This window comes from Pandoraea commovens (assembly GCF_902459615.1).
Classification (GTDB): Bacteria; Pseudomonadota; Gammaproteobacteria; order Burkholderiales; family Burkholderiaceae; genus Pandoraea; species Pandoraea commovens.
The window spans coordinates 602,849-627,230 of sequence record NZ_CABPSA010000001.1; the positions used below are offsets into that span (position 1 = coordinate 602,849).

Genomic DNA, 24,382 nt, shown 5'->3' on the forward strand with positions numbered 1-24,382 from the left:
TTTTCACTACGCGACGAACGGACCTACGCGAGCGCCCGACACGGCGTCGCCAGGCAGGTCAGCGTCGCGTGCCGGGACGCGCACGCTTAATGGCGTACATCGCCTCGTCGGCGTGATCCATCAGTTGCGTCATGTCTGTGCCGTCGTCAGGCAGCATGGCGATGCCGACGCTCACCCCCAGTTCGAGCGACTTGCCTTCGAATTCGAACGGCGCGCCCACTTCCTGCGCCAGTCGCTGGCTGTGTGCCTCGGCGTCTTCACGCGAGTGAATGCCACACAGGATCATGCCGAACTCGTCGCCACCCACGCGAGCGATCGTATCCGAGCGTCGCGCCGTGGCGTTCATGCGCTCGGCAGCGGCGCGAATGGCGGCGTCGCCCGCACGATGTCCGTAGCGGTCGTTGATGGGCTTGAGCCCGTCCATATCGATGTTTAGAATGCCCAGCCGCGACGACGAACGCAGCGCCAGATGCACGGCCTGCCGCAAGCGGTCGTAGAACAACGCGCGATTGGGCAGGCCGGTGAGCGCGTCGTGCGTGGCTTGCAAATAGAGCTGACTCGTCTCGAAGCGCGCCGCATGGAACATCGCCGCGGCAATAAGTTCGCTCATCAGTTCGAGCGTGCGGACGTCGGCATCGGGGAACGCCGACGGGTCCGGCGCGAAGACCTTGAGCACACCGACGGTCGTGTCCAGATGCTTGAGCGGTGTGACGATCATCGAGCGCAGACCAACCTTGCGGCAGGCCTCGCGGTCGACACGCGAATCGGTCTCGGAATCGTCGCAGCGAAGGATCTCGCCCGTCTTCACACACTGGCCCGAGAGCGAGCCGTCGCGCGACAGACGCATGCCCAACAGGTTGGCCGCGACACCGGACGCCGCCCGGTACACCATGTCGTCGCCCTCGGCCAGCTCCACCACCGCGCCGTTCGCCTGCGTCAGGTGCTGCACCCGCTCCGTCACAAAGGCCATCACGCCGCCGAGATCCAGACCGAGTTTGGCAATTTCGGTTTGTGTTTTGACGATCTCCAAAAGCGTGCTGCTTTCGGGCATAACGGCGACAGCGTTTTGGCTCACGACCTATCCTGTTCTTCAAAAAGCGTGAACCCGCAATGTACCATCGCGCGTTTGGAAACTCATCTCAAAACGCCCGGCAAAGTGCCGCAAGCGTCAACGAATCACAACGCAGCGGCTGGCGTCACGTCAGGCTGACGCGGCAGCAGACGCCTTGCGGCGGGTCCGCTCACATGCCGGTGCAGCGCGCCGCCGAGCAGCGTGCAGACGATCAGCGCGGGCACGTAGACGAGGAACGTCCAGCGCATGTCGTTACCTGCGAGCGCACGGTAGGCTGGCGTCACGGCCAGCACGACGAACATGTGGCTGAGGTAGATCTCGTAACTCCAGCGGCCCATTTGCGTCAGCCAGCCGAAGCCGCGCGGCATGGCGCGCACAGAGCCATGCGCGGCGGCAAGCCACAGCGCCGCACTCAGACACAACAGCAACATGACGTGATCGTGCAAACGCGGCCACAACACGTCGTTGAAAAATACGACGGCAAGCAACCCCGCCACGCCTAGCACGCCAAGGCCTCGGGCAACACCTCGCGAGAGCGTCACGCGTTGCATCAGCAATGCCGTGAGCACGCCCCAGGCAATCGCCGCCATGCCGGGAAGATAAGCCTTCTCCTGCCAGATTTCGTTGCCTGCCAGCGCCGCGCGCGTCCACGGCAGCGAGACGGCAAGCGCCACGAGCGCGAGCACGCGCCACGGCCCGCGCAGCAACAGACAGAGCAATGGGAACGCCAGATAGAAACACTCTTCGATGGAGAGCGACCAGAGCACGTCCCATCCGCCCGGCAGCCAGTTCGTGCGGCCTTCGTACCAGTTGAGCGTCATCGTGAGCGCCGACGTCACGGCACCGGCGAGCGACTGCCCCGGCTTGTTGATCACGAACGTCGGCACGCCGAGCAAGTGCATCACCGACAGCACCGCCAGCAGCAAGAGCAACAACGGGAAGATGCGAACGGCGCGCATCGCGTAGAAGTGACGCCAGCGCATGGCGTCGAGCGAGCCGTAGCGTTCCAGCGAACGACGCGTAATCACAAAACCGGAAATCACGAAGAAGACGAACACGGCTTCGTAACCGTTGAAACTGATGCCCTTCACGATGCGCTCGGGCAACACGTCCCCCAACAAACTTGGGCCGAGTGGCAGACGAAACTTCAGGGCGAGGTGGTGAACGACGACGAACAGGATGGACAAGCCGCGCAGCAGGTCGATGCCGTCGTTGCGCGTGCGCAGCGCAGGCGCTGGCGCCGGGGGTAAAGCCATGAAAACTCCGGAAAGTGTGCGGGGGGTCACACCGCAGACATCGTACTATGACGTTCTCCCGGTGACACCCCATCGAATTCGACGGGGTTACCGGGGTGCATATCGCACCGCCCCATGACAATTTGGTTTCGTCACGGCGGCACGCGTAAGATAGCGCTTTCGCCCGGAGCGCCCTGCTCCCGGGCCGTCATTCGGCAGTCATGTCTAACTTCTGGATCACCATTACCGATTTCGGTAGCGCCGCCGTCACGGTGCCGCTGGCCGCCGCCCTCATCCTCTGGTTGCTTTCCGCACGCGCATGGCACGCCGCCTTCGCCTGGATTGCGCTGTTTGGCGCGGGCTCTCTCGTCGTGGCCGTCTCGAAGGTCATGTTCCTCGGCTGGGGGCTTGGCGTTCGTGAGATAGATTTCACCGGCGTGAGCGGCCATACGTTTTTTGCCGCGACGGTCTATCCGGTCATCGCATGGCTGCTGCTGAGTAAGCTGCCGTGGCCGTGGCGGGTACTCGGCACCGTGGTCGCGGCGGCCGGGAGCGTGGCCGTAGGCGTCTCACGGGTTGCGCTGTCGGCGCATTCGGTCTCGGAGTCGATTGCGGGCTGTATCGTCGGATTCTCGGTCTGTGCGGCATTCGCGTGGTACACGCGCGGCGACGATGCGCCTAACCTGAAGACGCTGCCGATGGCCGCGAGTCTGTTCGTGCTCATGATGTGGCTGCACGGAGAGAGTGTGCCGACGCAACGCTGGATCACCGACATCGCGCTCATCATGTCGGGCCGCGAACAGCCCTTCAAACGCTATAGCTGGCTGGCCCGCAAGCCCGCGCCAGCACCGGCGATACCGGTGGCGCCTGCACTTCCAACGCCGAGCCCTGCTCCAGTGCGTTAGGCCGTCGCTGCGCGCGGGCGCAACTTGTCTCAGATCAGAGTAGTCATACGTGGCGTGCGTTATATTCAGTGAAACGCACGACCCACGTCGTGCGACCGAACGGAGTCCGCCATGCCTGCTCGCAGTGACAAGACGTCCCGCTCCACGACTGCCCGACCCAGCAAGTCCCGCACCACGGCGGAAGTGCCGCCACCACCGGCTTCGTCCACTGCCTCTAGGTCTCGCGGCGCGCCCAAGACGGCCAACCCGCCCACGCGTCGGACTGTGCCGCATGGAGCGACTCCCGATCCCTCGGTAACGCACAAGGCAACGCCAGCCACGCCCGAGTCGAAGCCATCGGAAGCGTCCTCGTCCCCTTCATCCCCCTGCGCCACACCACTCAGCTCGTTCACCGACCATCTCGATCGTGCCGCAATGGCGACGACCGCGCGTTTCACCGGCAACGTCTCCCTCGCCGCCGTCGCCCTCGCATGGGCCGACTGGGTCATGCACGCGGCGACCGCGCCCGGCCATCAGTTGAACGTGTTCAAGGCCTTCGCCGCCATCGACAAGCCTGCAAGCGCCGGTGCCACGAACACCGGAGGTCCGCACGAAGCCGACCGGCGCTTTCGCGATCCGTCATGGGACAAGCCGCCGTTCTCCTGGTGGCGCGAGCGATTCCTGCGCACGCAGGCATTTGTCGACGAGATGACCGGCGAGATTCCCGGTGTCGACCCGCACCATCGCGATGTCGTGCGCTTCATGGCGCGACAGTGGCTCGACGTCTTTTCACCGAGCAATCAGTGGTGGGCGAACCCCGAAGTGCTCTCGTCGATTCGCGAGACGCAGGGGCAGAACCTCGTCAAGGGCGCACAACGCTGGTGGTCGGATCTGCGGGATATGGCAGCAGGCAACGCCCCCGGCGCAGGTCCCGACGCGTGCAAGGCGTTTCGCGTCGGACACGAAATCGCCGCCACGCCGGGCAAGGTCGTCTATCGCAATGCGTTCTTCGAACTTCTGCAATATGCGCCTGCGCAGGCGCAGACCTGGCGCGAACCCATACTGATCGTGCCGTCGTGGCTGCTGAAGTACTACATCCTCGATCTGGAAGCGCAGCATTCGCTGGTGGCCTATCTGGTGTCGCAAGGCCATAGCGTCTTCATGATCTCGTGGCACAACCCTGGTCCGGAAGATCGTGACCGGGGCCTCGAAGACTATCTGGAATCGGGCCTGTTGACGGCCTTGCGCGAAGTGCGTCGCATAACCGGCGACGTGCCCGTCCACGCCTGCGGCTACTGTCTCGGCGGCACCCTGCTCGCCATCGCAGCGGCGACACTGGCGCGTCAATCGGAGTCAACCGGTCCGTCAGGGAAAACGAAGCACAAAGCAGACGACGCCGGGACGCTCGCCAGCGTCACATTGCTCGCCGCGCAAACGGACTTCAGCGAACCGGGAGAGTTGGGCCTGTTCATCGACGCGAGTCAGGTCGCATATCTCGAAGCGATGATGTGGCGGCAAGGATTCATCGGTGGGGAACAACTTGCAGGCACCTTCCAGTTGCTCAATTCGCGCGACCTGATCTGGTCGCGTCTCATGCACGACTATCTGCTCGGAGAACCGGCACAGACGACCGACTTCACCGTCTGGAACGCCGATACCACGCGCATTCCCGCTCGCCTGCACAGTCAATGTCTGCGCGAACTCTATCTGAACAACGCGCTGGCGACGGGCACGCTCAAAATCGGCGGGCAACCGGTGGCACTCTCGGATATTCGTGTACCGATGTTCGTCGTGGCGACCGAGCGTGATCACATTTCTCCGTGGCGCTCGGTGTACAAGATGCACCTGTTGAACCACGGCGATCTCACGTTCGCGCTCGTCTCGGGCGGGCACAACGTGGGGGTGGTGTGCGAGCCGGGACATGCACGCAGTCATCACCGGGTCGCCACGCGCGTAGCCGGTTCGGCCTATCGCGACCCGGACGAGTGGTTCGGCGCGACACCCGCGATGCAAAGCTCATGGTGGCCCGCATGGCAGGCGTGGCTGCTGGCGCAAGGAAAACACGGGGGCGGCGACAAACCTGTCGACGCCCCCTGGCCGCCAGCGACTTCGCTCGGCGACGCGCCCGGTACTTACGTGCTCGAACGCTGAGCGTGGCTGCCGCCGCGCTTGGGCGGCACGCGACCGTTAAGCGGCGACTGCTGCGACACTGCGGCTTCGGTCGCCTGGACGGCTTCCGTCGACATGCGACGCCACGCGTCCATCGTGCCTTGCGTCGCCTCGTTGAACGCCTGGAACCACTTCTGCAGCGGCGCTTCGGCCGCCTGCGTCGCAGCACCTGCGGCCGTGCCCGCTCCGATCAGATCGGGCAACGTCATCGCGCCAGCCATGCCGTGCTGTAGCTCCTCGCCGGTCTTGCGACAATGCTCCGCCCACAGCAACTGATTGTTCGCACACACGGCCAGCCACTCGCGCCAGAACTCGTTCTGCTGAGCGAGTTGACCGTTGAGCAGTTGCAGATGGGCCGTCAGCAGGCCATTGAAGTCTTTCGCGCCGCCCAGCGATTTGGCAGCTTCCGAATGGGCTTTGAGCAACTCGCCGTCGCGCTCGACTTGCAACTGATGCGTGCGTTGCGCGGCTTCCAGCAGAATCCCGTAAGCACCCAGCGCGCTCGCCGTACCCAGTTTGACCAGCGCCAGTGCCGGATTCGTTTCCTTAGACATCGTCAATCTCCTAAGTCAGTAGTTTTGATGCGTCGCTGCACGTCACTCCATATGCATGCCGCCGTTGATGGCGAGGTTACTGCCGGTGATGAAACCTGCGTCGTCCGACACAAGAAAGGCGACGAGCGCAGCCACTTCGTCAGGGCGACCGAGACGGCCGACCGGAATCTGCGGAAGGATGCGCGATTCGAGCACTTCCTGCGGCACGGCCGTGACCATCTTCGTTGCGAGATAGCCGGGTGAGATCGTGTTGACCGTCACACCCGATTTGGCGACTTCCAACGCGAGCGCCTTGGTGAAGCCGTGCATGCCCGCCTTCGCAGCCGCATAGTTCGCCTGCCCGAATGCGCCGCGACTGCCATTGACTGAGGAGATGTTGACGATGCGTCCCCAGCCACGCGCGACCATGCCGCCGAAAAGCGGCCGGGTCATGTTGAAGACGCTATCCAGATCCGTGCGCAATACCGACTGCCAGTCTTCGACCGTCATCTTGCGCATGGTGGCATCGCGCGTAATCCCCGCATTGTTGATGAGAATATCTACCGGACCGGAGTCCGATTCGACGGCTTTCGCACAAGCCTCGCAGGACGCGAAGTCGGCAACGTCGACACGATAAGCGGCGAAGTCCCGGCCCGTGGCGCGCATGCGCTCGACCCATCCTTCGCAATCGTGATTTTGGGGTGAGCAGGTGACTGCAACGCGGTACCCGGCATCGGCAAGCCGCAGGCTGATCGCCTCGCCCAAACCGCCCATGCCACCTGTCACCAATGCTGTTCGTGTTGTCATGGCTATCCGTCTCTGGTTAACGTCTGTCGTTAAACTTCGGATACATCCAGCATAGTCGCGAACGACCGACTTACTGTGGCAATCGACACCCCGACAAAGACTTCGCTTGACCCTGGTCAAGCCGCAGCGCCATTCGGCACCGTCAGCATCGAAAAACGCGCTGCCGGTATCGACCTCCTGTGCTGCTCTTGTTGTGAACTGCCGGGTGTCAACGCTGCGATGTCGCCAGTCATTGCAACTGGCCCGAGTGCGACTCGATGTGCGCGACAACGTTCCTTGGTTGTGACAATTTGTCCCGGAGAGTAGCCTTTCTGACATGCGCGTCAGCACGCATCGTCACCGCGTCGATTGCATGCAATATGACGATCTGCTGACACCGCATTCGCGTACACGCTTGCGGGTACGCCTGTCAGGCATCGTACTCCAAAATAATTTGTTGGTTGGTCATTCGCACCTCATCGACAACAATCCAATGACCCGCCCCTATCGATAGTCACAGGGGTGCGCGTCGAGCCCTTTCGCGGCCGTTGCAGCGCACCGGCAATCCATATATCATCGCCCGTAGATTTTTTCCGGATCGCGCGGAGACGGCCGTCCTCGGGGCGGACACCACAATGCGATCACGTCGTTGAAGTCGTCGTAACTCGTTGTTTTTCCTACCTGAATTCCTATTTTGTGGGTCACGAGCGCATGATGTCCTTTCTGCCCGATACCGCTGATACCGCCCCCCGACGCCGGCTCGTGCTGGCGGTCGCCACCACCGCCATTGCCGCCGCCGCGTTAGCTGCCTGCTCACGCAAGGCACCGCCGGAGCCGCCGCCGCGACCGGTCGTCGCCGTCGCCGCGAAGCTCACCGAACAAACGCCGATTGCCTCGCTGCCCGCGCAAATCGAAGCGCGTTACACCACGCCGCTGTCGTTCCGTGTGGCAGGCAAGATCGTCGATCGCTCGGTGCGCCTTGGCGACGCCGTCAAGGCTGGTCAGGTCGTCGCCAGACTCGACCCGGCCGACTTGTCGAAGAATGCCGCCAGCGCGCGTGCACAGCTCGACGCCGCCCAGCATCAACTCGATTACGCGACGCAAACGGTCAACCGCGACCGCGCGCAGGCGCGCGAGAGTCTGATCGCCCCCGCGCAGCTCGAACAGTCCGAGAACGCGTATGCCAGCGCCCTCGCGCAACGCAATCAGGCCACACAACAGGCCGCACTCGCGGGTGATCAGTTGAGCTACGGCAATCTCAAGGCGGACCGTGACGGCGTCATCACCGCCGAACAAGCCGACACCGGACAGAATGTCAGCGCCGGTCAGCCGGTGTACCAACTGGCCTGGACAGGTGATGTCGATGTGATTGCCGACGTCCCCGAAGTTGCGCTCGGCGCGTTCCGCATCGGGCAGACGGCCACGGTTTCTCTCCCTGCGATTCCAGGCAAGACATGGCAGGCACGCGTGCGCGAAATCTCGCCCGCTGCCGATCCGATGAGCCGCACGTATCGCGCGAAGCTCTCGCTGCTGTCACCCGGCAACGAGGTCAAACTCGGCATGACGGCCAACGTCGCCTTCGCCCAGCCGCTACCGAGGGGCGCCGCCCCCGTGGCGAATGCGTCTGCACCGGCGGCGGCTTCCGGCGCGACGGCCGCGGCTGTCGCCAATGCGCAGCCGATCACCCTGCCCTCCACCGCACTCTTCCACGATGGCAATCAACCTGCCGTGTGGGTCGTCAAGCAGGACGACACGCTCGCTCTGCGCCGCGTGACGATCGTTCGCTATGGCGAGCGCACCGTCACGGTCGCTGGGGGCATCGAGCCCGGCGAGCGCATCGTCTGGCAAGGCGTGCACACCGTGACTGCCGGTCAGAAAGTACGCGTGGTCGCGCCGCTGCATCCTGAGGACTTCGCGTCATGAGCACGCAGGACGGGAAGCCGCCCGTACCCCAGGATCCGCAAACGGGTCCAGCCACCTCCACCGAAGCACCGAAGGACTATCGTCACGAAGAGGGGCATTTCAACCTCTCGGCGTGGGCGTTACGTCACAAATCGCTTGTGATCTTCCTGATCGCGATGGCGACGATCTTCGGCATTCTGGCCTACTCGCGTCTCGCGCAATCGGAGGATCCGCCGTTCACCTTCCGCGTGATGGTGATTCGCACGTTCTGGCCGGGTGCGACCGCCAAGCAGGTGCAGGAGCAAGTCACCGACCGGATCGCACGCAAGCTTCAGGAGATGCCCAACATCGACTTCCAGCGCAGCTATTCGCGCCCGGGCGAGTCCTTGTTGTTCTTCTCGATGAAGGATTCCGCGCCGCCCAACGAGGTGCCCGAAGAGTGGTACCAGGTTCGCAAAAAGGTCGGCGACATTGCCTACACGCTGCCGCAGGGCGTGCAGGGGCCGTTCTTTAACGACGAATTCGGCGACGTCTACACGCACATCTTCACGCTCGAAGGCGACGGCTTCGGCCCTGCCCAGTTGCGTGACTACGCCGACGCGTTGCGCACCGTACTGTTGCGCGTGCCCGGCGTGGCGAAGGTCGACTACTTCGGCGATCAGGATCAGCGCATCTACGTCGAAATCAGCAACACGCAACTCACCCGTCTCGGTATCTCGCCGAACCAGATTGCGCAGGCCGTCAACGGTCAGAACGCGGTCTCACCGGCAGGCACCATCGAAGCGCCGAACGATCGCGTGGTCGTGCGCCCGAGCGGTCAGTACCGCAATGTCGACGAACTCGCCGACACGCTCATCCGCGTGAACAATCGCACGTTCCGCCTCGGTGACATTGCGACGATCAAGCGTGGCTACGTCGATCCGCCCGTCTCGGAAATGCGCTTTGGCGGCAAACCTGTACTCGGCATCGGTATCACGATGCAAAAGGGGCAGGACGTCATCCACCTTGGCAAAGCGCTTACCAACACTATGGGCGAGTTGCGCGCGCAGTTGCCCGCCGGGTTGAAGCTGACGGAAGTCGCGAGCATGTCGCAGTCCGTGTCGCACTCGGTCGACGACTTCCTCGAAGCCGTGGCCGAAGCCGTCGCTATCGTGCTGGTCGTAAGCCTCGTCTCGCTCGGTTTCCGCACGGGCATGGTGGTGGTGATTTCGATTCCGGTCGTGCTCGCCGTCACGTCGTTGTTCATGTACATCTTTGACATCGGGCTGCATAAGGTCTCGCTCGGCACGCTGATTCTCGCGCTCGGTCTGTTGGTGGACGATGCGATCATCGCCGTCGAAATGATGGCGGTGAAGCTCGCACAGGGTTGGGATCGTAAGCGCGCCGCCGCGTTCGCGTACACCAGCACGGCGTTCCCGATGCTCACCGGCACGCTCGTGACCGTCTCCGGCTTCCTGCCGATCGCGCTCGCCAAGTCGAGCACCGGCGAATACACCCGCTCGATCTTCGAAGTCTCGGCGATTGCCCTGCTCGCGTCGTGGCTTGCGGCCGTGGTGCTCATTCCCCTGCTCGGCTACAAGATGCTGCCTGAGCGCCCGCGCGAAGCCCATCATGGCGACGATCACGAGCACGAGGTCTACGATACGAAGTTCTACAACCGTCTGCGCGGCTGGCTCACGTGGTGCATCGAGCGCAAGTTCATCGTGCTCATCATCACAGTCGTGCTGTTCCTGATTGCGATGGCAGGCTTCTCGCTGGTGCCGCAGCAGTTCTTCCCAAGCTCCGACCGGCCTGAACTGATGGTGGACTTGCGCCTGCAGGAAGGCGCGTCGTATCAGGCCACGCTGCGCGAGACGGAACGCCTCGAAAAGCTGCTCGAAGGCCGTAAGGAGATCGATCACACGGTGAGCTTCGTGGGCACCGGTGCGCCCCGCTTCTATCTGCCGCTCGACCAGCAACTGCCCACGCCGAACTTCGCGCAGCTCGTGATCACCGCGAAATCGGTGGAAGAGCGCGAGGCGCTCGCGCAGTGGCTCGAACCGAAGCTGCGCGAGGCCATGCCGGGCGTGCGCACCCGTCTGTCGCGCCTAGAGAACGGGCCGCCGGTCGGCTTCCCGGTGCAGTTCCGCGTTAGCGGCGACGACATCGGCACCGTGCGCAAGATCTCCGAGCAAGTGGCGGACGTAATGCGAAACAACGGCGATACGGTCGACGTCCAGTTCGACTGGGACGAGCCGTCGCAACGCTCGGTGCGCTTCGAAGTGGATCAGCAGAAGGCGCGTGCGTTGAACGTCAGTTCCTCGGACATCGCGAACTTCATCGCCATGACGCTCACGGGCTACGACATCAGTCAGTACCGCGAACGCGACAAGCTGATCTCGATCACGCTGCGCTCGCCGAAGGCCGAACGCGTTGACCCGGCGAAGCTTGCAACGCTGGCCATGCCCACGCCCAATGGCCCGGTGCCGCTCGCCACGCTCGGCCGTGTGGTGGACGAACTGGAATACGGCGTGATCTGGGAGCGCGACCGTCAGCCGACCATCACCGTGCGCTCCGACGTGCGTGCAGGCAAGCAAGGCATCGACGTGACCGAAGCCGTCTACAAGAAGCTCGGCGATATCCGTCGCGCACTGCCAGTCGGTTATCGCATCGAGATCGGCGGATCGGTCGAAGAGTCGGGCAAGGGTCAGGCATCGATTAATGCGCAAATGCCGATCATGGTGATCGCGGTGCTCACGCTGCTGATGATTCAGTTGCAGAGCTTCGCGCGCACCATGCTGGTGGTGCTGACCGCGCCGCTCGGCATGATCGGGGTCGTCGCCACACTGCTGCTGTTCGGCAAACCGTTTGGCTTCGTTGCGATGCTCGGTGTGATCGCCATGTTCGGGATCATCATGCGTAACTCGGTGATTCTGGTCGATCAGATCGAGCAGGACGTCTCGGCCGGACACCCGCGCTTCGACGCCATCGTCAGTGCGACAGTGCGACGCTTCCGTCCGATTACGCTCACCGCCGCTGCCGCCGTGCTCGCGTTGATTCCGCTGCTGCGCAGCAACTTCTTCGGACCGATGGCGACGGCGCTGATGGGCGGCATCACCAGCGCGACCATTCTTACCGTGTTCTTCCTGCCAGCGTTGTATGCGACGGCGTTCCGTGTGCGTCACGACGAACGTGCCGATCATCCGTCGCAGGCATCGTCCGGCAGTTCGCAAGGAGACCGCTCATGACTTCGCGCATCGTTTCACGCGCACTGCGGTGCGCCCCGCTCGCCCCCATGTTCTGGCTGAGTGCCTGCTCGTTCACGCCGGGCGACAAGCCGCCAGTGATGCCCTCGCCGTCTCACTACGGCGCGAACGCCCTGCCCGAGCGCACAGTCACGGCGCAAGGCGCTTCGCAACGCTTCGATGTGGGTGCCCCGCCGGTGAAAGCCTGGTGGCAAGCCTACGAGTCGGACAAACTCAACGCACTGGTCGACGAAGGCCTGCGCAACAGTCCGAATCTGGCGGCGTCCGACCATGCTCTGCAAGCAGCGCGCGAGCAATTGAAGGCGCAGATCGGTTCGTCGCTGTTCCCCTCCATCGACCTTGGCGGGGAAGTGGCCCGCGAACGCAATCTCGGCATTCCGAACCTCCGGCCGCCGACGGCGCTCTACAACATGTTCGTCGGACAGATTCAGGCGCGCTATACGTTCGACTTCTTCGGGGCGTCGCGCTTCGCCAACGCGTCGCTCGCCGCGCAAGTCGATCAGCAGGCGTTCCAACTGGAATCGGCGCGTCAGGCGCTCGCAGCGAACATCGTCTCCGGCGCGATTGGCGCGTCGGTGCTCGGGGCGCAAGTCAAAGCGACCGAGCGACTGGTCGAGCTGGCGCAGGCGGATGCCACCGATATGGCCCGACGCGAAGCCCTCGGCGCGGTGTCGCGCGCCGATGCGCTGGCGTCTGCCCAGAATGCCGAATCGCTGGCCGCGTCGCTCCCCGGGCTGCGGGCGCAGTGGCAATCGACGCGCCATGCGCTCGCTGTCCTGCTCGGCCGTACGCCCGATCAGGCCCCGGACGATCTGGCGCTCGGCGAGCTGAAGGTGCCGCGCACCGTGCCGGTGTCGGTGCCGTCGACGCTGCTGCAATCGCGCCCTGACATTCAGGCCGCGGAGATGGCGCTCAAGGCGGCGTCGGCCGAGGTTGGCGTGGCGACCGCGCAAATGTTCCCGAGCTTGTCGCTCAGCGCTTCGATGGGCAAAGGCGGCTTCAACTGGCCGACGGTGATGTCCAACGCCGGGTCGCTGTGGAGCATCGCGGCATCGATCTCGCAGCCGATCTTCCACGGCGGCGCGTTGCTTGCGCAGCGTCGCGCGGCACAGGCGACGTACGAGGCAGCCGTCGAACAGTACAAGCAGACCGTGCTGACGGCGTTCAAGAACGTGGCGGACACGCTGGCGTCGCTCGAAGCGGACAATACGTCGCTGCTACACGCCGATAGCGCCAGCGCGGCCGCCGAGCAGATCTATCGCGATACAGCGGCGCGGGTGCGTCTGGGGGCCTTGCCGGTGTCGTCCGCGCGCGGGCGCGAACAGCAGTACTGGAACGCCTACCTGACGACGGTGCGTGCAACCGGCGCGCGTTTGTCGGATACTGCGCTACTGTTTTACGCGATGGGCGTGCCGCCCGAGCCCGCCGACGCTGCCCCAGCGCAGGCCCCGGCTGCGGCACAACCGGCCCCGTCGCAAGACGTAGCCAGACGATGACCACCCGAACCACGACCCGGGGCCGACGCCCCAAACACCTCCCCGATGGCCGCGCAGCCTTGCTCGACGCGGCCATCGACGCTTTCTCGCACCTCGGCTACGACGGCGCGAACCTGCGCGGTATCGCGGCGGCCGCCAAGGTCGACGCGAGCCTCGTGCGCGTGCACTTCGGCTCGAAAGAACAGCTTTGGCGCGCCTGCGTCGATACGCTCGAAGCCGCGCTGGCCGCTCCCGTCGAAACGCTCCGCGCGATTTCGGTGGACGAAACGCGGCCGGTCAGAGACCGCCTTCGCGACGCCATCGGGCTCATCGCGGCCTACGCGGTCCAGCACCCCGAACACAAGTGTTTCATTTCGCTGCATGCGTCCGAGACGGGCGAGCGTGGCGCGGTGCTTTACCGCCACCTGCTCGAACCGGTCTACAACTGTATGGAGAAGCTCATCGTGGAAGGGATGGCGGCGGGCGTGATTCGCGCCGAGCATCCGGCGATGTACTTCTGCGTACTCGCCCATGCACTGCATCCGCCGCCCGGCTCACCGGTGCTCATGCAGGTGATCGCACCGGAAGTCGGCGGCGAAGCCTTCGGCCCGGCCTTGCTCAAGCAAGTCGAGATGGTGTTCTTCACACCGCCACAAGCGAACGAATGAACCGACGGTCGAATGGCGGCGCGGTGCATGCCGGTGCAGTCATCTCCGGCACGCACCGATCGTTATCGCGCTAGTGCGACATCGATGCGCCCGGCGGCATCGTCCCTGCCTGCGGCGTATCGGCACCTGTACCCAGCACCACACCGCGCCGCTCGCGTCCGAAGTAGATCATGACGGCGATCACCACCGCGACCGTCCCGGCCACCAGCGCCATCGCCAATCCGAAGTTGCCGTCGTGCGCCTTCGCGATGCTCGCCTGCAGATTCCCGTTGACCGACGCAAACAAATTGCCCAACTGATAGACGAGCCCCGGGAACGTGGCACGAATCTCGTCGGGCGACAGCTCGTTGAGGTGTGCAGGAATCACGCCCCATGCCCCCTGCACCGAAATCTGCATGAGGAACGCACCGATCGCCAGCAGCACGGCACCGCTGGAAAACGCCCACAACGGCAGCACCGGTAGCGCAATCAGCGACGCAATGATGATGGCGCGACGGCGTCCGATCTTCTCCGAAATCGCACCGAAGAACAGCCCGCCGATGATGGCGCCGATGTTATACGTGATGGCGATCCAGCTCACGGTGTGGGTATCGAACTTGTGCTGCACTTGCAGGAAGGTCGGATACAGATCCTGCGTGCCATGCGAGAAGAAGTTGAAGGCCGTCATCAGCACGATGGCGTACAGCGCCAGTTTCCAATCGCGCGACAGCACCTGCACGAAATTGGCGCGCGGCGCAGTGCTGGTTGCCTCGCCCTTGCGCCAGGCGGGCGACTCAGGCACGTGCCGTCGGATGTAGAGCACGAGCAACGCCGGGAGTACGCCGACGAAGAACATGCCGCGCCAGCCAATGCTGTCGTAGAAGAGCCCGTAGACCACCGACGCCAGCAAATACCCGCTCGGATACCCCGCTTGCAACAGCCCGGAGACGATGCCGCGCGAGTGCGTCGGCACGCTCTCCATCGTGAGCGCTGCCCCCACCCCCCACTCGCCGCCCATCGCGATACCGAAGAGCGCGCGCAGGATCAGCAGGACCGTGAGACTCGGTGCGAAGCCAGAGGCCAGCTCAAGCAACGCGTACAGCAGCACGCTTGCCATCATGGCCGGGCGGCGGCCGACTTTGTCCCCCAGTCGACCGAAGATGAATGCGCCGACCGGACGCATCGCCAGCGTGAGCAACAGCGCGAACGCCACGCTGCCCAGCTCGGTATTGAACTCCTTTGCGATGTCCTTGAGCACGAACACCATCAGGAAGAAATCGAACGCGTCGAGCGTCCACCCAAGATAGCTTGCCGTTACCACATGCTTCTGTTCTTTAGTCCAGGCCATGGTGTCCCTCCATCGGCGGCAATGTTGCGCGACGAAATCACTCTACGCCTGAAAACCGACCCTCATGCAAGCGCGTCCGAAACCGGCCCGCAGCCCGCATGGATGCTCGAACGTCGCGAGACGACGAGGGTTCCGACGGGGTTTTGCCTGACCAAACCCGTGTGCCGGGCGAGCTAAACGCACGACGTCTGCGCGACGTCAGCGCGCTGCGCTACGTGCCCGGATGCGCCAGATCGAGAGACACAAGCGCCATCTGACGGTATCCGAGACGCTTTGACGGCGCCGATGCATTACACTGGCGGCCAAATTCACTCGCTTTGTTCAAGCTTCCTACGTCTCCAATTCCATGTCCGAAGCCACCTCCACCACCGTCATTCTCGGCGCCGGTCAAGCCGGCGGCGAAACCGCCCTCGCGCTGCGCCAGCTCGGCTACACCGGCCGCATCGTGCTTGCTGGCAGCGAAACGCACCTGCCGTATCGCCGTCCGCCCCTCTCGAAAGCGTTCCTCGCCGGTCAGGCCGACGAAGCCAGTCTGCTGATCCGCCCGGCCGACGCCTATGAGAAAGCCGAGATCGACGTGCGTCTCGGCGTGACGGCCACCGCCATCGACCGCACCGCGCGCACCGTCTCGTTCGACGACGGCCAGACGCTCGGTTACGACCATCTCGTGCTCGCGCTCGGCGGACGTGTGCGTCACCTGCCGATTCCCGGCGGCGATGCGTCCAACGTCTACTACCTGCGCAACATCGCCGATGCTCAGCGCCTGCGTGAAGCGCTCACGCCGGGTAAGCGCGTCGTGGTCGTCGGCGGCGGTTACATCGGTCTGGAAGTGGCGGCAAGCGCCGTCAAGGCAGGCGCTTCGGTGACGGTGCTCGAAGCCGCGCCGCGTCTGCTTGCCCGCGTGGCCGAAGCGGATCTCGCGGACTTCTTCGCAACGCTGCACCGCGAGAACGGTGTGGACGTGCAAGTGGGCGTGGGCGTCACCGCCCTCGAACAGGATGCCGCTGGCAATGTGGTGGCCGTGGTGGCCGGGGAAAAGCGTCTGGAAGCGGACGTGGTCGTCGTCGGTATCGGTCTGATCCCGAACGCCGAACTCGCGCACGCCGCCGGTCTGGCCGTCGACAACGGCATCGTCGTGGACGAATTTGCCCGCACCAGCGATCCGGCGATTCTTGCCGTAGGCGATTGCGCGCATCACGAACACCCGGCACTCGGCCGTCGCATCCGTCTGGAATCGGTGCCGAGCGCCAGCGAAATGGCGAAGGTGGCGGCCAGCGTCGTGCATGGAGACGCACCGAAGGCCGTCGCGACCGCTCCGTGGTTCTGGTCGGATCAGTTCAACGCGAAGTTGCAGATGGTCGGCATGACCGATGGCCACGACGCCGTAATCGAACGCCGCCTGCCTGACGCACAGGGCGCTGCCGTCTTCATGCTGTTCTACCTGCGCGATGGCGCGATCGTGGCCGCTGCGAGCATCAACCGCGCGCAGGAATTCATGACGGCGCGCGAACTCGTCGGCCGCCGTGCGGTGGTCGATCCGGCGCGTCTGGCCGATGCCGCCACGCCGCTCAAGACGCTGCTGACCGAGCTTGGCTGATCACGTCGACCTCGCGCCGTCCGGCTTACTTGGTCGACGGCGCGTGTGCAGGCAACAGCAGTACCGGACGGCCCGCATGACGGGCCGTATCTTCCGCCACGCTGCCTAGCGTGAAGCGCCGGAATCCGCGTCGGCCGTGCGTGCCCAGCACGATCAGGTCGACGTCGGCATCGCGGCCCGCAGCAATGATCTGATCCGCCACGCCCTCACCCACCGGCTGAATCTCCCGCATCTCGATTTCGCCCGGCACTTCCGCCTCTTTCAATCGCTTCTGCGCCCAGCTTCGCACCTGTTCGGCCACGGCGCGCACGGCATCGAGCAACGGCTCCGGATCGAAACCTGCGAGAAACGGGCCCGGTAAGTCGAGCACGTGCACCACCCGCATCGACGCGCCGTGCGTGCGCGCCAGCGCCAACGCATATTCGAAGGCGAGCCGCGACGTCTCGCTGTCGTCCAGCGCGACGAGAATACGTTCATAGTGGCCGCCCGCACGCAACGGTTGATGCGGCCGCGCCTCGCCCGCCACCAGCATCACCGGCACTTCCGCGCTACGCAGGATCTGTTCCGCGACGCTGCCGAGCATCGCCCGGCGCACGCCACTGCGGCCGTGTGTTCCGACGACGATGATGTCCGCCCCCCACTCGATGGCTTCGCGCGTCATCGCTTCAGGCACGGTTTCGCCCGTGGTGCGCAAGTCCAGCAGATGCGCCTGCGCGTCGAAGCCTTCTTCGCGCAAGTACAGCACCGCCCGTGCGAGATGTTCTTCGCCTTCGCGCTGCATGTCGCGGCGTACCTGTTCCAGATCGATGAGTTTGCCGAAGGCGGCCGTCAGCAGATTGACGGGGTCTTCCACGGTGTGAATGACGCGAATCGCGTCACCGTGACGCGCAAAGGCAGCAGCCTCGCGCAATGCGCGGCGTGACGACTCGCTACCGTCGGTCGCCAGCAGAATGCGTTTTGTCATGAGCAGCCTCGCGTTGAGAGTCGAAGGAATGCCATGCGCGTGTCCGGTCATCCCGATGTTTCATCTGACGAACCTTGCACGACGCTTCCACTATACCGCTCGATAGGGCGCGAAAGCCACCCTCCGCGCACCTCGTGCGGCCGAAATGGGCATCGGACTTCCCTTCCTTTGACGCAACGCAAAAACGCCACAGGCCCGGCATAGCGGGCCTGTGGCGTCAGACTGAGACGAAGCTTGCGGCGAGCGCTCAGCGTGCGGCGTCGCCCCAGCGATAGGCGTGCGACGCGTCGTCGAGCTTTGCCTTGAGTTCCGGCGGCAGCGTGTAGTCGATGGTGCCCAGCGTCTCGGTCAGCTGCTCGACGCGGCTTGCGCCGATGATGGCCGAGGTCACGGTCGGGTTCGCCAGCACCCAGGCGAGCGACAGGCGCGTGAGCGACTCACCGGCGTCGTTCGCAATGCCCTTGAGCGCCTCGATGGTCTCGAACTCGCGCTCATGCCAGTAGCGTTGCTGGTACATCGCCCCCGCCTTGCCCACGGTCGCCGACGTGAAGCGGCCTTCGGTCGGCGCCGCGTCGTGACGGTACTTGCCAGTCAGCAGACCGCCTGCGAGGGGGTTGTAGGGGATGACGGCCAGCCCTTCTTCGCTCGCCAGCGGCAGCAGTTCCCGTTCGATCTGACGGAACAGCAGGTTGTAGCGCGGCTGAACCGATACGAAACGCGCGACGCGCAGCACGTCGGCGCGGCCCAGCGCACGTGCAAGACGATACGCAAGGTAGTTCGACACGCCGACGTAACGGGCCCTGCCCGACTTAACGATGGTGTCGAGCGCTTCGAGCGTTTCGTCGATCGGCGTGTCGGTGTCGTCCGAGTGGAGTTGATACAGGTCGACGTAATCGGTGCCGATGCGGCTGAGCGACGCGTCGATGGCGCTCAGCAAGTGCTTGCGCGACGCCCCCTTGTCCCACGGCGACGGCCCCATCTGCCCGCAGGCCTTCGTCGCCACGATGAACTGATCGCGACGGCCCTTGAGCCAGCGACCCACCACTTCTTCGGTACGGCCGACGAGCGAATTGTCGGCCCCCAGCGGGTAGACGTCGGCGAGATCGATGAAGTTGACGCCAGCCTCTGCCGTGCGGTCGAGAATGGCGTGGCTGGCGGCTTCTTCGGTTTGCAGACCGAACGTCATGGTGCCCAGGCACAGGCGTGAAACGGTCAGGCCGGTGCGGCCGAATTTCGTGTATTGCACGGTAACTCCCGGAGGCAAGTACTGGTGAAAAGCGATGCCCGCCGTCGCGGACAAGGTGCACAGTATGCGCGATTCCGGGAAAACACGTGCGCCGCCCAACGCGCCCGCGGCGCACGCGCCTCAAACGCTATTCCAGCGACTTCAGATCGAGCCAGACGCCATCCGCGCCGCGGATCATCATCTTGCCGCCGTACTTCATGACGGTGGTCTGCTCGTTGGCCGACACGAAGGCCGTCTGTGGCAGATCGTTGGCGTACTGCGCCAGCTCCGGCGTGCCCGCAAACGGGTTGTTGGCGATCAGATGCGAGATGAGCGTCATCATCGCCAGATAGCTCGTGGGTGTGGATATCGTCACCGGCGTGCCGTGCGAGGCGGTAGCCCCGTCGCCGAAGCCCACGAGCTTCACCGCCACCGGCACATGCGTAATCTCAGGCAGCGGGATCTCACGCATGCCGGAGATCTGCAACTTGCTGCCGCGGATTGCTGCGCCGTGCTCCGGCACGAATACGACGACCGCCTTACGTCCCGACTTCGCGATAGTGTCGATGAACTGACCGATGTCGTCGAACATCGTCTTCGCGCGCAACGGATAGCTCTGCACGCTGCTGAGCTTCGAGCCTTCGAGACGGTTGCCGTCGTGCAGCGAGATCGTGTTGTAGTAAAGCGCCACGCGCTTGTCCGGCATGGCCGTACGCTGCTTCCACCACGATTGCAGCACGTCGCCGTCGGAGCGGATCGGCGTCTCGTCGAACGCGCGCATCGCCACACGGGCATGCGTGTTGTCGAAGGGCGTGACGCCCTGCACGTTGAAGTTCTGCTGCACTTCCTGCATGAAGTTGTCGAAGTGACCGTCGTGGTTCATTGCGAGCGTCGGCGTGAAACCGAGGTTCTTCAGATCGCTCATGACGTAGCACTGCGGGCCTGCCGGGTCGTACAGCGCCTTGTGCTCCGGCTGTCCGCAACCGGCGCGCAGCACGCGAATCGCCGCCGGGCCGCTATAGCTGGCGGCCGAATTGAAGTTTTTGAAGACGAAATCGAACTTCGAGAGCAAGGGCAGATTGCCGAGGTTGTCGGCGTCGAGATCGTCCTGTGCGAGCGAACAGATGTGAAGGAAGATGATGTCGTAGTCCGGACCTGCCCCCGGCTGCGCGGGCAACGAGACAGAGCGCGTCAGTTCGCGCGAATAGAAGCTGTTAAGCGCCGCGTTCGGGTTCGCACCCGGCGGCACGTCGCCATCGCCCGTCAGGAATTCGCTGCTCCCGCTGGCCGCACCTGCTGCGGGTGCCCCTGTCGCGGCACCGGACGCCGACGTCGTGGTGTCGCCCTGCGCGGCCACGACCGGCGAGACGGAGACGAGCGTGCCGACACGCAGCACGCCCGGCACGATCAACAAGGCCAGCAGGACGAATGTCGTCACACGCACCCAGCGGTTCACGATCCAGTAGGCCAGCACCATGATCGCGAGCAGCAACCAGTCGCGCGCCGAAACGAAGCGGCCGAGCAGTTCGATGATGTACGAGAAGCGGAACTGCATCAGCGCAGGCAACTGTTCGATGAAGCGCCCGAACGGCGGCAAATTCGAGTCGTAATAAAGCAGCGCCGCGCCGACCGGGATGGCGATGACCTGTCGTGCAATGCGCGCCCAGCGCGGGCGCAACCGCACCACGAGGAACAGTGCGAAGACGAAGTTCGGCAGCACGTGAAAGCCGAGGATGCCCGCCCACAGCAGCAACAGCTTCAGAATGAAATAGAGGTTCCAGATGCCCATCGTATGGTTTCCTTGGTCTCAGGCACGTGTATCGGGTGCATCGCCCCACGCCTGCCGGGCACCGCGCAGACGGTTCTGCCAGCGCGTCACCAGCTTGCTCAGGAGGTAATTGGCCAGCACTTGATACCCTCGCAGCCCCATCGCCAGCATTTCGAACAAAGCCTTGATCGGTTCGTCGCGCGTGCGCTCGGCATCCCAGTCGCGCCACGCGTCGGCACGTCCGAACGTGAATTGCACGAGATGTTTGTCCTGCTCGGCCGTGAGCGGCATGAACGCGAGGAAGAGCTGGTTGCCGCGCGCCCCCACGACACTCACTGGGAAGCCATACTCGGTCGCGCCCCGTGCGAGCGCCACGTGCGCTTCGGTGCCCACGGCCGGATCGACCGCCACCGGCAGCACCAGCGCCAGCCCACCGCCCGAGAAGTCGCGGGTGTGACAGGCTACGGTACGGCCGTCCGGCAGATAAAGCGTGGCGGGCATGCGCATCGACACCCGATGCGTGCGTCGAACCTGTTTCACTTCCGTCGCCACGGCCACCGCCGCCCCCAGCACGGCGAGGTTGAACATCACCCAGAGCAGGTTGAACACCAACGCGCCCGACTCGTGCGCGGGGCCGTAGAAGTAGCGCAGAATCCCCGCGAGAAAGCCTGCGACGTTAAAGCCGAGCAGTACCAGATACGGCTTCGAGATGCTCCAGTCGAAGAAGCTCTGTTCGATCAGCCCGCCCTTCGCGGTCACGTTGAATTTGCCGTAGCGCGGGTTGATGAAGGCGACGGTCGTCGGCAGCGCGACGTACCAGGCCAGCACCGCTTCGTAGACATCCGACCAGAACGAGTGCCGGTACTTGCCCTGAATGCGCGAGTTGGCGATGTTCGCGTGCGCGATGTGCGGCAGCACGTAAGCGCAGATGCTTAACGCGGCTGCCTGCACGATATGCAGCCCGAAGAACAGATAGCAGATCGGCGCGAGCAGGAAGATGATGCGCGGAATGCCGTAGAAGAAGTGCAGCATGCCGTTCGCGTAGCAGATGCGCTGACCGATCTTCAGGCCTCGGCCGAACAGCGGATTGTCGACGCGGAATATCTGCGCCATGCCGCGCGCCCAGCGAATGCGCTGCCCGACGTGACCCGACAGCGATTCCGTCGCCAGACCTGCCGCCTGCACGACCTTGAGGTACACAGTGTTCCAGCCGCGACGGTGCATCTTGAGCGCCGTATGCGCGTCTTCCGTCACCGTCTCGACCGCCACACCCCCCACCTCGTCGAGCGCCGTGCGACGCAACACCGCGCACGAACCGCAGAAGAACGAGGCATTCCAGAAGTCGTTACCGTCCTGCACGATCCCGTAGAACAGACGCCCTTCGTTCGGCACCGCACCGCGTGTGGCGAGGTTGCGCTCGAACGGGTCGTCGGAAAAGAAGTGGTGAGGCGTCTGCACGAGCGAGCAACGTTCGTCCTTGAGGAACGACCCCATTGTCGTTTGCAGGAACGAGCGCACGGGAATGTGATCGCAGTCGAAGATCGCGATGAACTCGCCCTGCGTCTTGCCGAGCGCATGGTTGATGTTGCCCGCCTTCGCGTGACGATTGTCGGGGCGCGTCATGTAATGCACCCCGGCTTGCGCCGCGAACTCACGCATCTCCTCGCGGCGTCCGTCGTCGAGCAGATAGATGTTGAGCTTCTCGGGCGGCCAGTCGATGCCGCACGCGGCATACACGGTCGGGCGCACCACATCCAGTCCCTCGTTGTAGGTCGGGATGTAGACGTCGACGGTCGGCCATTCGCGGGTGTCCGGTGGCAGCGGCGTGATGCGGCGCTGCAGCGGCCAGATCGTCTGGATGTAGCCGAACAGCAGAATCATCCACGTATACATCTCGGCCGCGACGAGCGTGTAGCCGACGGTCGCTTCCGCCACGGTGTCGAACGCGAGCGACTGCGTGAGACGCCACCACACGTAACGCACCGTCGACGTGAGCGACAGGCCGATCAGCACCAGCACCGAGTACTGGCTGTCGAGACGGCGGAACACCAGTGCCAGCGTGAGCGTGCAGATCGAGAACAGCAACTGCGAGAACGGATCGAACGGCGTGGTGACGATCCAGAACACGCCGAACAACCCCAGCAAGGCGACGATGGTCGACGTCACTCGCCATTTCATGACCTTTTCCAGCTTCCGGTCGAACTTATGCGCAAGTTCGGCGGGCGTATCGGGTGGAATGCCGAAGAGCGATTGCACGAGCCACAGACGCAGCCGTTCGTTGCCCCGTCGGAATGCGAGCCATGCGGTATAGGGCGGAAATGCCGGACGCCGGTCGGCGCGACGCCACAGCATTGCGCCGACAATCTGCCAGAAGCCTGCATCGGCGGGCACGTCGAGCCGTTGTGTCAGACGTTCGTTGACCCATGCGAAGGCCCGGCCCGGGTAGTCGGGACGACCGGAGCGCGCTGGTTGAAAGACTGCACGCAGCCACCAGTCGCGCCATTCGTCCAACTGACGGACGTCGAGCCGCACCGCCAGACGCGCCACGAGATGATCCGACATCTGCGAGATCCACAACCGGTGCTGCGGCGAGCGCAAGGTCGCGGCCAGCATCCACTGCATGACGCCCGGCGGACGCCCGCCCGGACGATTCGGCACGACCAGACGCACTGCGAGGATGTCGCGTCCGAGCCGATAGAGGGAGCGCAGCGCGTCGCTGATCATCGGCGAGTGCCTCCACTGCCGGGTCCGGCACTTCCGTCGTCAACTTCCGTCGCGCGCTGCAACCATGCTTCGAGATGAATGAAGTCGAGTGCGGCCTGCGAGCCGGTGCCCGCTTTGGCCAGCGTCACACCGTTCGCCGCTGCCATGCCGACGGCGATGTCGCGATGGATGCGCACCGGGACGACGGCGTCGCCACCGCGTCCCTGAATCAGATTCAGCAGATCGTTGTTGAGCGACGAATTGGCCGCCGCCACGTTCGGCACGATCTGAACGCGACCATTACACGCGGCCATCAAATCCGGTTGCGTGACGTAACCGGCCGTCGTGACGGGCACCACGCCCAGCACCAGATCGGCCGCCGCAACGGCGGCCAGTGTGATGGCATCGGGCAGGCGCTGCGTGTCGATCAGGACCCGCGTGCCCTCGGGCAAGCCGACGGCCGTCAACTGACGACGCAATCCGCCCACATCGCCCTGCAACCATTGCGCCATCGCAGACAGATTAGCGACGCTCGTGCGGCCCGCAGGCAGCAACGGCACTCCGGCGGGCGTGTCGCGCAACACCGTGCGCCAGCCGTCCGGTGCCACGCCGGACGACAGCACGCCCGTCTCGCACGTCTCACGCAACCCGAGCAGCGCACCGATCGCGTTCTGCGCGTCGAGTTCGAGCACGGCGACCGGCTGTCCGGCATGCGCGAGCTGCGCAGCGAGATGCGCCGTCACGGTGCTACGCCCCGCACCGCCTGCGCTGGAAACGATGGCGATGAGCGTCAGCATGCGCCCTCCTCGGCCGGGATCTCAGGCCGAAC

17 protein-coding genes are annotated in these 24,382 nt (G+C 64.4%); 7 read left to right on the top strand and 10 right to left on the bottom strand.

Annotated features, from left to right (window positions below; all coding sequences use genetic code 11):
* Positions 1-58: 58 nt before the first annotated feature.
* Both PCO31010_RS02690 and PCO31010_RS02695 read right to left on the bottom strand, forming a co-directional pair.
* Complete coding sequence (locus tag PCO31010_RS02690) at positions 59-1,051, bottom strand: sensor domain-containing diguanylate cyclase (RefSeq protein ID WP_150663477.1); 993 nt, start codon at positions 1,049-1,051, stop codon at positions 59-61.
* Between the two features lie 125 nt (positions 1,052-1,176).
* Positions 1,177-2,328, bottom strand: coding sequence for an acyltransferase family protein (locus PCO31010_RS02695; protein ID WP_150662867.1), 1,152 nt, complete (start codon positions 2,326-2,328; stop codon positions 1,177-1,179).
* Between the two features lie 200 nt (positions 2,329-2,528).
* Between PCO31010_RS02695 and PCO31010_RS02700 the strand changes: the two genes are divergently transcribed.
* Together PCO31010_RS02700 and PCO31010_RS02705 are read left to right on the top strand one after the other, a co-directional pair.
* Positions 2,529-3,212: a phosphatase PAP2 family protein gene (locus PCO31010_RS02700; RefSeq protein ID WP_150662868.1), complete on the top strand. Its 684-nt coding sequence runs from the start codon at positions 2,529-2,531 to the stop codon at positions 3,210-3,212.
* Between the two features lie 111 nt (positions 3,213-3,323).
* On the top strand, positions 3,324-5,342 hold the full coding sequence (locus PCO31010_RS02705) for a PHA/PHB synthase family protein (RefSeq protein ID WP_246184418.1): 2,019 nt from the start codon (positions 3,324-3,326) through the stop codon (positions 5,340-5,342).
* On the opposite strand, the gene PCO31010_RS02710 is transcribed toward PCO31010_RS02705, so the two are convergent.
* Positions 5,324-5,914, bottom strand: coding sequence for a hypothetical protein (locus tag PCO31010_RS02710; protein WP_150662869.1), 591 nt, complete (start codon positions 5,912-5,914; stop codon positions 5,324-5,326). The two genes, PCO31010_RS02705 and PCO31010_RS02710, sit on opposite strands and share 19 nt — an antisense overlap.
* A gap of 42 nt (positions 5,915-5,956) precedes the next feature.
* Positions 5,957-6,700 carry an acetoacetyl-CoA reductase gene (gene phbB / locus PCO31010_RS02715; protein WP_150662870.1) on the bottom strand — a complete coding sequence of 248 codons (744 nt, stop codon included), beginning with the start codon at positions 6,698-6,700 and terminating at the stop codon, positions 5,957-5,959.
* 690 nt (positions 6,701-7,390) lie between these two features.
* Here phbB and PCO31010_RS02720 point away from each other — a divergent pair.
* The 4 genes from PCO31010_RS02720 to PCO31010_RS02735 are packed head-to-tail and all read left to right on the top strand — an operon-like array spanning position 7,391 to position 13,969.
* The gene (locus tag PCO31010_RS02720) at positions 7,391-8,602 is read left to right on the top strand and encodes an efflux RND transporter periplasmic adaptor subunit (RefSeq protein WP_246184419.1); all 1,212 of its coding nucleotides are present in this window, start codon (positions 7,391-7,393) and stop codon (positions 8,600-8,602) included.
* The gene (locus PCO31010_RS02725; protein ID WP_150662871.1) at positions 8,599-11,808 is read left to right on the top strand and encodes an efflux RND transporter permease subunit; all 3,210 of its coding nucleotides are present in this window, start codon (positions 8,599-8,601) and stop codon (positions 11,806-11,808) included. Before PCO31010_RS02720 ends, PCO31010_RS02725 begins: the two co-directional genes overlap by 4 nt.
* The gene (locus PCO31010_RS02730) at positions 11,805-13,322 is read left to right on the top strand and encodes an efflux transporter outer membrane subunit (RefSeq protein WP_150662872.1); all 1,518 of its coding nucleotides are present in this window, start codon (positions 11,805-11,807) and stop codon (positions 13,320-13,322) included. The genes PCO31010_RS02725 and PCO31010_RS02730 overlap by 4 nt, the downstream gene beginning before the upstream one ends.
* On the top strand, positions 13,319-13,969 hold the full coding sequence (locus PCO31010_RS02735) for a TetR/AcrR family transcriptional regulator (protein WP_150662873.1): 651 nt from the start codon (positions 13,319-13,321) through the stop codon (positions 13,967-13,969). The genes PCO31010_RS02730 and PCO31010_RS02735 overlap by 4 nt, the downstream gene beginning before the upstream one ends.
* A gap of 70 nt (positions 13,970-14,039) precedes the next feature.
* On the opposite strand, the gene PCO31010_RS02740 is transcribed toward PCO31010_RS02735, so the two are convergent.
* The gene (locus PCO31010_RS02740; RefSeq protein ID WP_150662874.1) at positions 14,040-15,296 is read right to left on the bottom strand and encodes an MFS transporter; all 1,257 of its coding nucleotides are present in this window, start codon (positions 15,294-15,296) and stop codon (positions 14,040-14,042) included.
* Between the two features lie 346 nt (positions 15,297-15,642).
* Between PCO31010_RS02740 and PCO31010_RS02745 the strand changes: the two genes are divergently transcribed.
* A complete protein-coding gene (locus tag PCO31010_RS02745; protein ID WP_150662875.1) occupies positions 15,643-16,893 on the top strand; it encodes an NAD(P)/FAD-dependent oxidoreductase in 1,251 nt (416 codons plus the stop codon).
* Positions 16,894-16,918: 25 nt separating this feature from the next.
* Here PCO31010_RS02745 and PCO31010_RS02750 read toward each other — a convergent pair whose 3' ends face one another.
* The 5 genes from PCO31010_RS02750 to PCO31010_RS02770 all read right to left on the bottom strand — a co-directional run bounded on the left by PCO31010_RS02750 (position 16,919) and on the right by PCO31010_RS02770 (position 24,350).
* Positions 16,919-17,857 (bottom strand): universal stress protein, encoded by a 939-nt coding sequence (locus PCO31010_RS02750; protein WP_174984247.1) that lies wholly within the window; start codon positions 17,855-17,857, stop codon positions 16,919-16,921.
* A 247-nt stretch (positions 17,858-18,104) separates the two neighbouring features.
* Positions 18,105-19,103 (bottom strand): aldo/keto reductase, encoded by a 999-nt coding sequence (locus tag PCO31010_RS02755; RefSeq protein WP_150662877.1) that lies wholly within the window; start codon positions 19,101-19,103, stop codon positions 18,105-18,107.
* 127 nt (positions 19,104-19,230) lie between these two features.
* Complete coding sequence (gene bcsG, locus PCO31010_RS02760) at positions 19,231-20,871, bottom strand: cellulose biosynthesis protein BcsG (protein ID WP_150662878.1); 1,641 nt, start codon at positions 20,869-20,871, stop codon at positions 19,231-19,233.
* 18 nt (positions 20,872-20,889) lie between these two features.
* Positions 20,890-23,574 (bottom strand): UDP-forming cellulose synthase catalytic subunit, encoded by a 2,685-nt coding sequence (gene bcsA / locus PCO31010_RS02765; protein ID WP_150662879.1) that lies wholly within the window; start codon positions 23,572-23,574, stop codon positions 20,890-20,892.
* Positions 23,571-24,350, bottom strand: a complete 780-nt coding sequence (locus tag PCO31010_RS02770; protein WP_150662880.1) for a cellulose synthase operon protein YhjQ/BcsQ — start codon at positions 24,348-24,350, stop codon at positions 23,571-23,573. The genes bcsA and PCO31010_RS02770 overlap by 4 nt, the downstream gene beginning before the upstream one ends.
* Positions 24,351-24,382: the final 32 nt, after the last annotated feature.

What these genes read in the sequence shown, in the direction of transcription:
- PCO31010_RS02705 (WP_246184418.1), top strand. Translation starts at nt 3,324, where the DNA reads ATGCCTGCTCGCAGTGACAAGACGTCCCGCTCCACGACTGCCCGACCC.
- phbB (WP_150662870.1), bottom strand. Translation starts at nt 6,700, where the DNA reads ATGACAACACGAACAGCATTGGTGACAGGTGGCATGGGCGGTTTGGGC.
- bcsG (WP_150662878.1), bottom strand. Translation starts at nt 20,871, where the DNA reads ATGGGCATCTGGAACCTCTATTTCATTCTGAAGCTGTTGCTGCTGTGG.
- PCO31010_RS02700 (WP_150662868.1), top strand. Translation starts at nt 2,529, where the DNA reads ATGTCTAACTTCTGGATCACCATTACCGATTTCGGTAGCGCCGCCGTC.
- PCO31010_RS02710 (WP_150662869.1), bottom strand. Translation starts at nt 5,914, where the DNA reads ATGTCTAAGGAAACGAATCCGGCACTGGCGCTGGTCAAACTGGGTACG.
- PCO31010_RS02720 (WP_246184419.1), top strand. Translation starts at nt 7,391, where the DNA reads ATGATGTCCTTTCTGCCCGATACCGCTGATACCGCCCCCCGACGCCGG.
- bcsA (WP_150662879.1), bottom strand. Translation starts at nt 23,574, where the DNA reads ATGATCAGCGACGCGCTGCGCTCCCTCTATCGGCTCGGACGCGACATC.
- PCO31010_RS02745 (WP_150662875.1), top strand. Translation starts at nt 15,643, where the DNA reads ATGTCCGAAGCCACCTCCACCACCGTCATTCTCGGCGCCGGTCAAGCC.
- PCO31010_RS02730 (WP_150662872.1), top strand. Translation starts at nt 11,805, where the DNA reads ATGACTTCGCGCATCGTTTCACGCGCACTGCGGTGCGCCCCGCTCGCC.
- PCO31010_RS02750 (WP_174984247.1), bottom strand. Translation starts at nt 17,857, where the DNA reads ATGACAAAACGCATTCTGCTGGCGACCGACGGTAGCGAGTCGTCACGC.
- PCO31010_RS02690 (WP_150663477.1), bottom strand. Translation starts at nt 1,051, where the DNA reads ATGCCCGAAAGCAGCACGCTTTTGGAGATCGTCAAAACACAAACCGAA.
- PCO31010_RS02770 (WP_150662880.1), bottom strand. Translation starts at nt 24,350, where the DNA reads ATGCTGACGCTCATCGCCATCGTTTCCAGCGCAGGCGGTGCGGGGCGT.
- PCO31010_RS02735 (WP_150662873.1), top strand. Translation starts at nt 13,319, where the DNA reads ATGACCACCCGAACCACGACCCGGGGCCGACGCCCCAAACACCTCCCC.
- PCO31010_RS02740 (WP_150662874.1), bottom strand. Translation starts at nt 15,296, where the DNA reads ATGGCCTGGACTAAAGAACAGAAGCATGTGGTAACGGCAAGCTATCTT.
- PCO31010_RS02695 (WP_150662867.1), bottom strand. Translation starts at nt 2,328, where the DNA reads ATGGCTTTACCCCCGGCGCCAGCGCCTGCGCTGCGCACGCGCAACGAC.
- PCO31010_RS02725 (WP_150662871.1), top strand. Translation starts at nt 8,599, where the DNA reads ATGAGCACGCAGGACGGGAAGCCGCCCGTACCCCAGGATCCGCAAACG.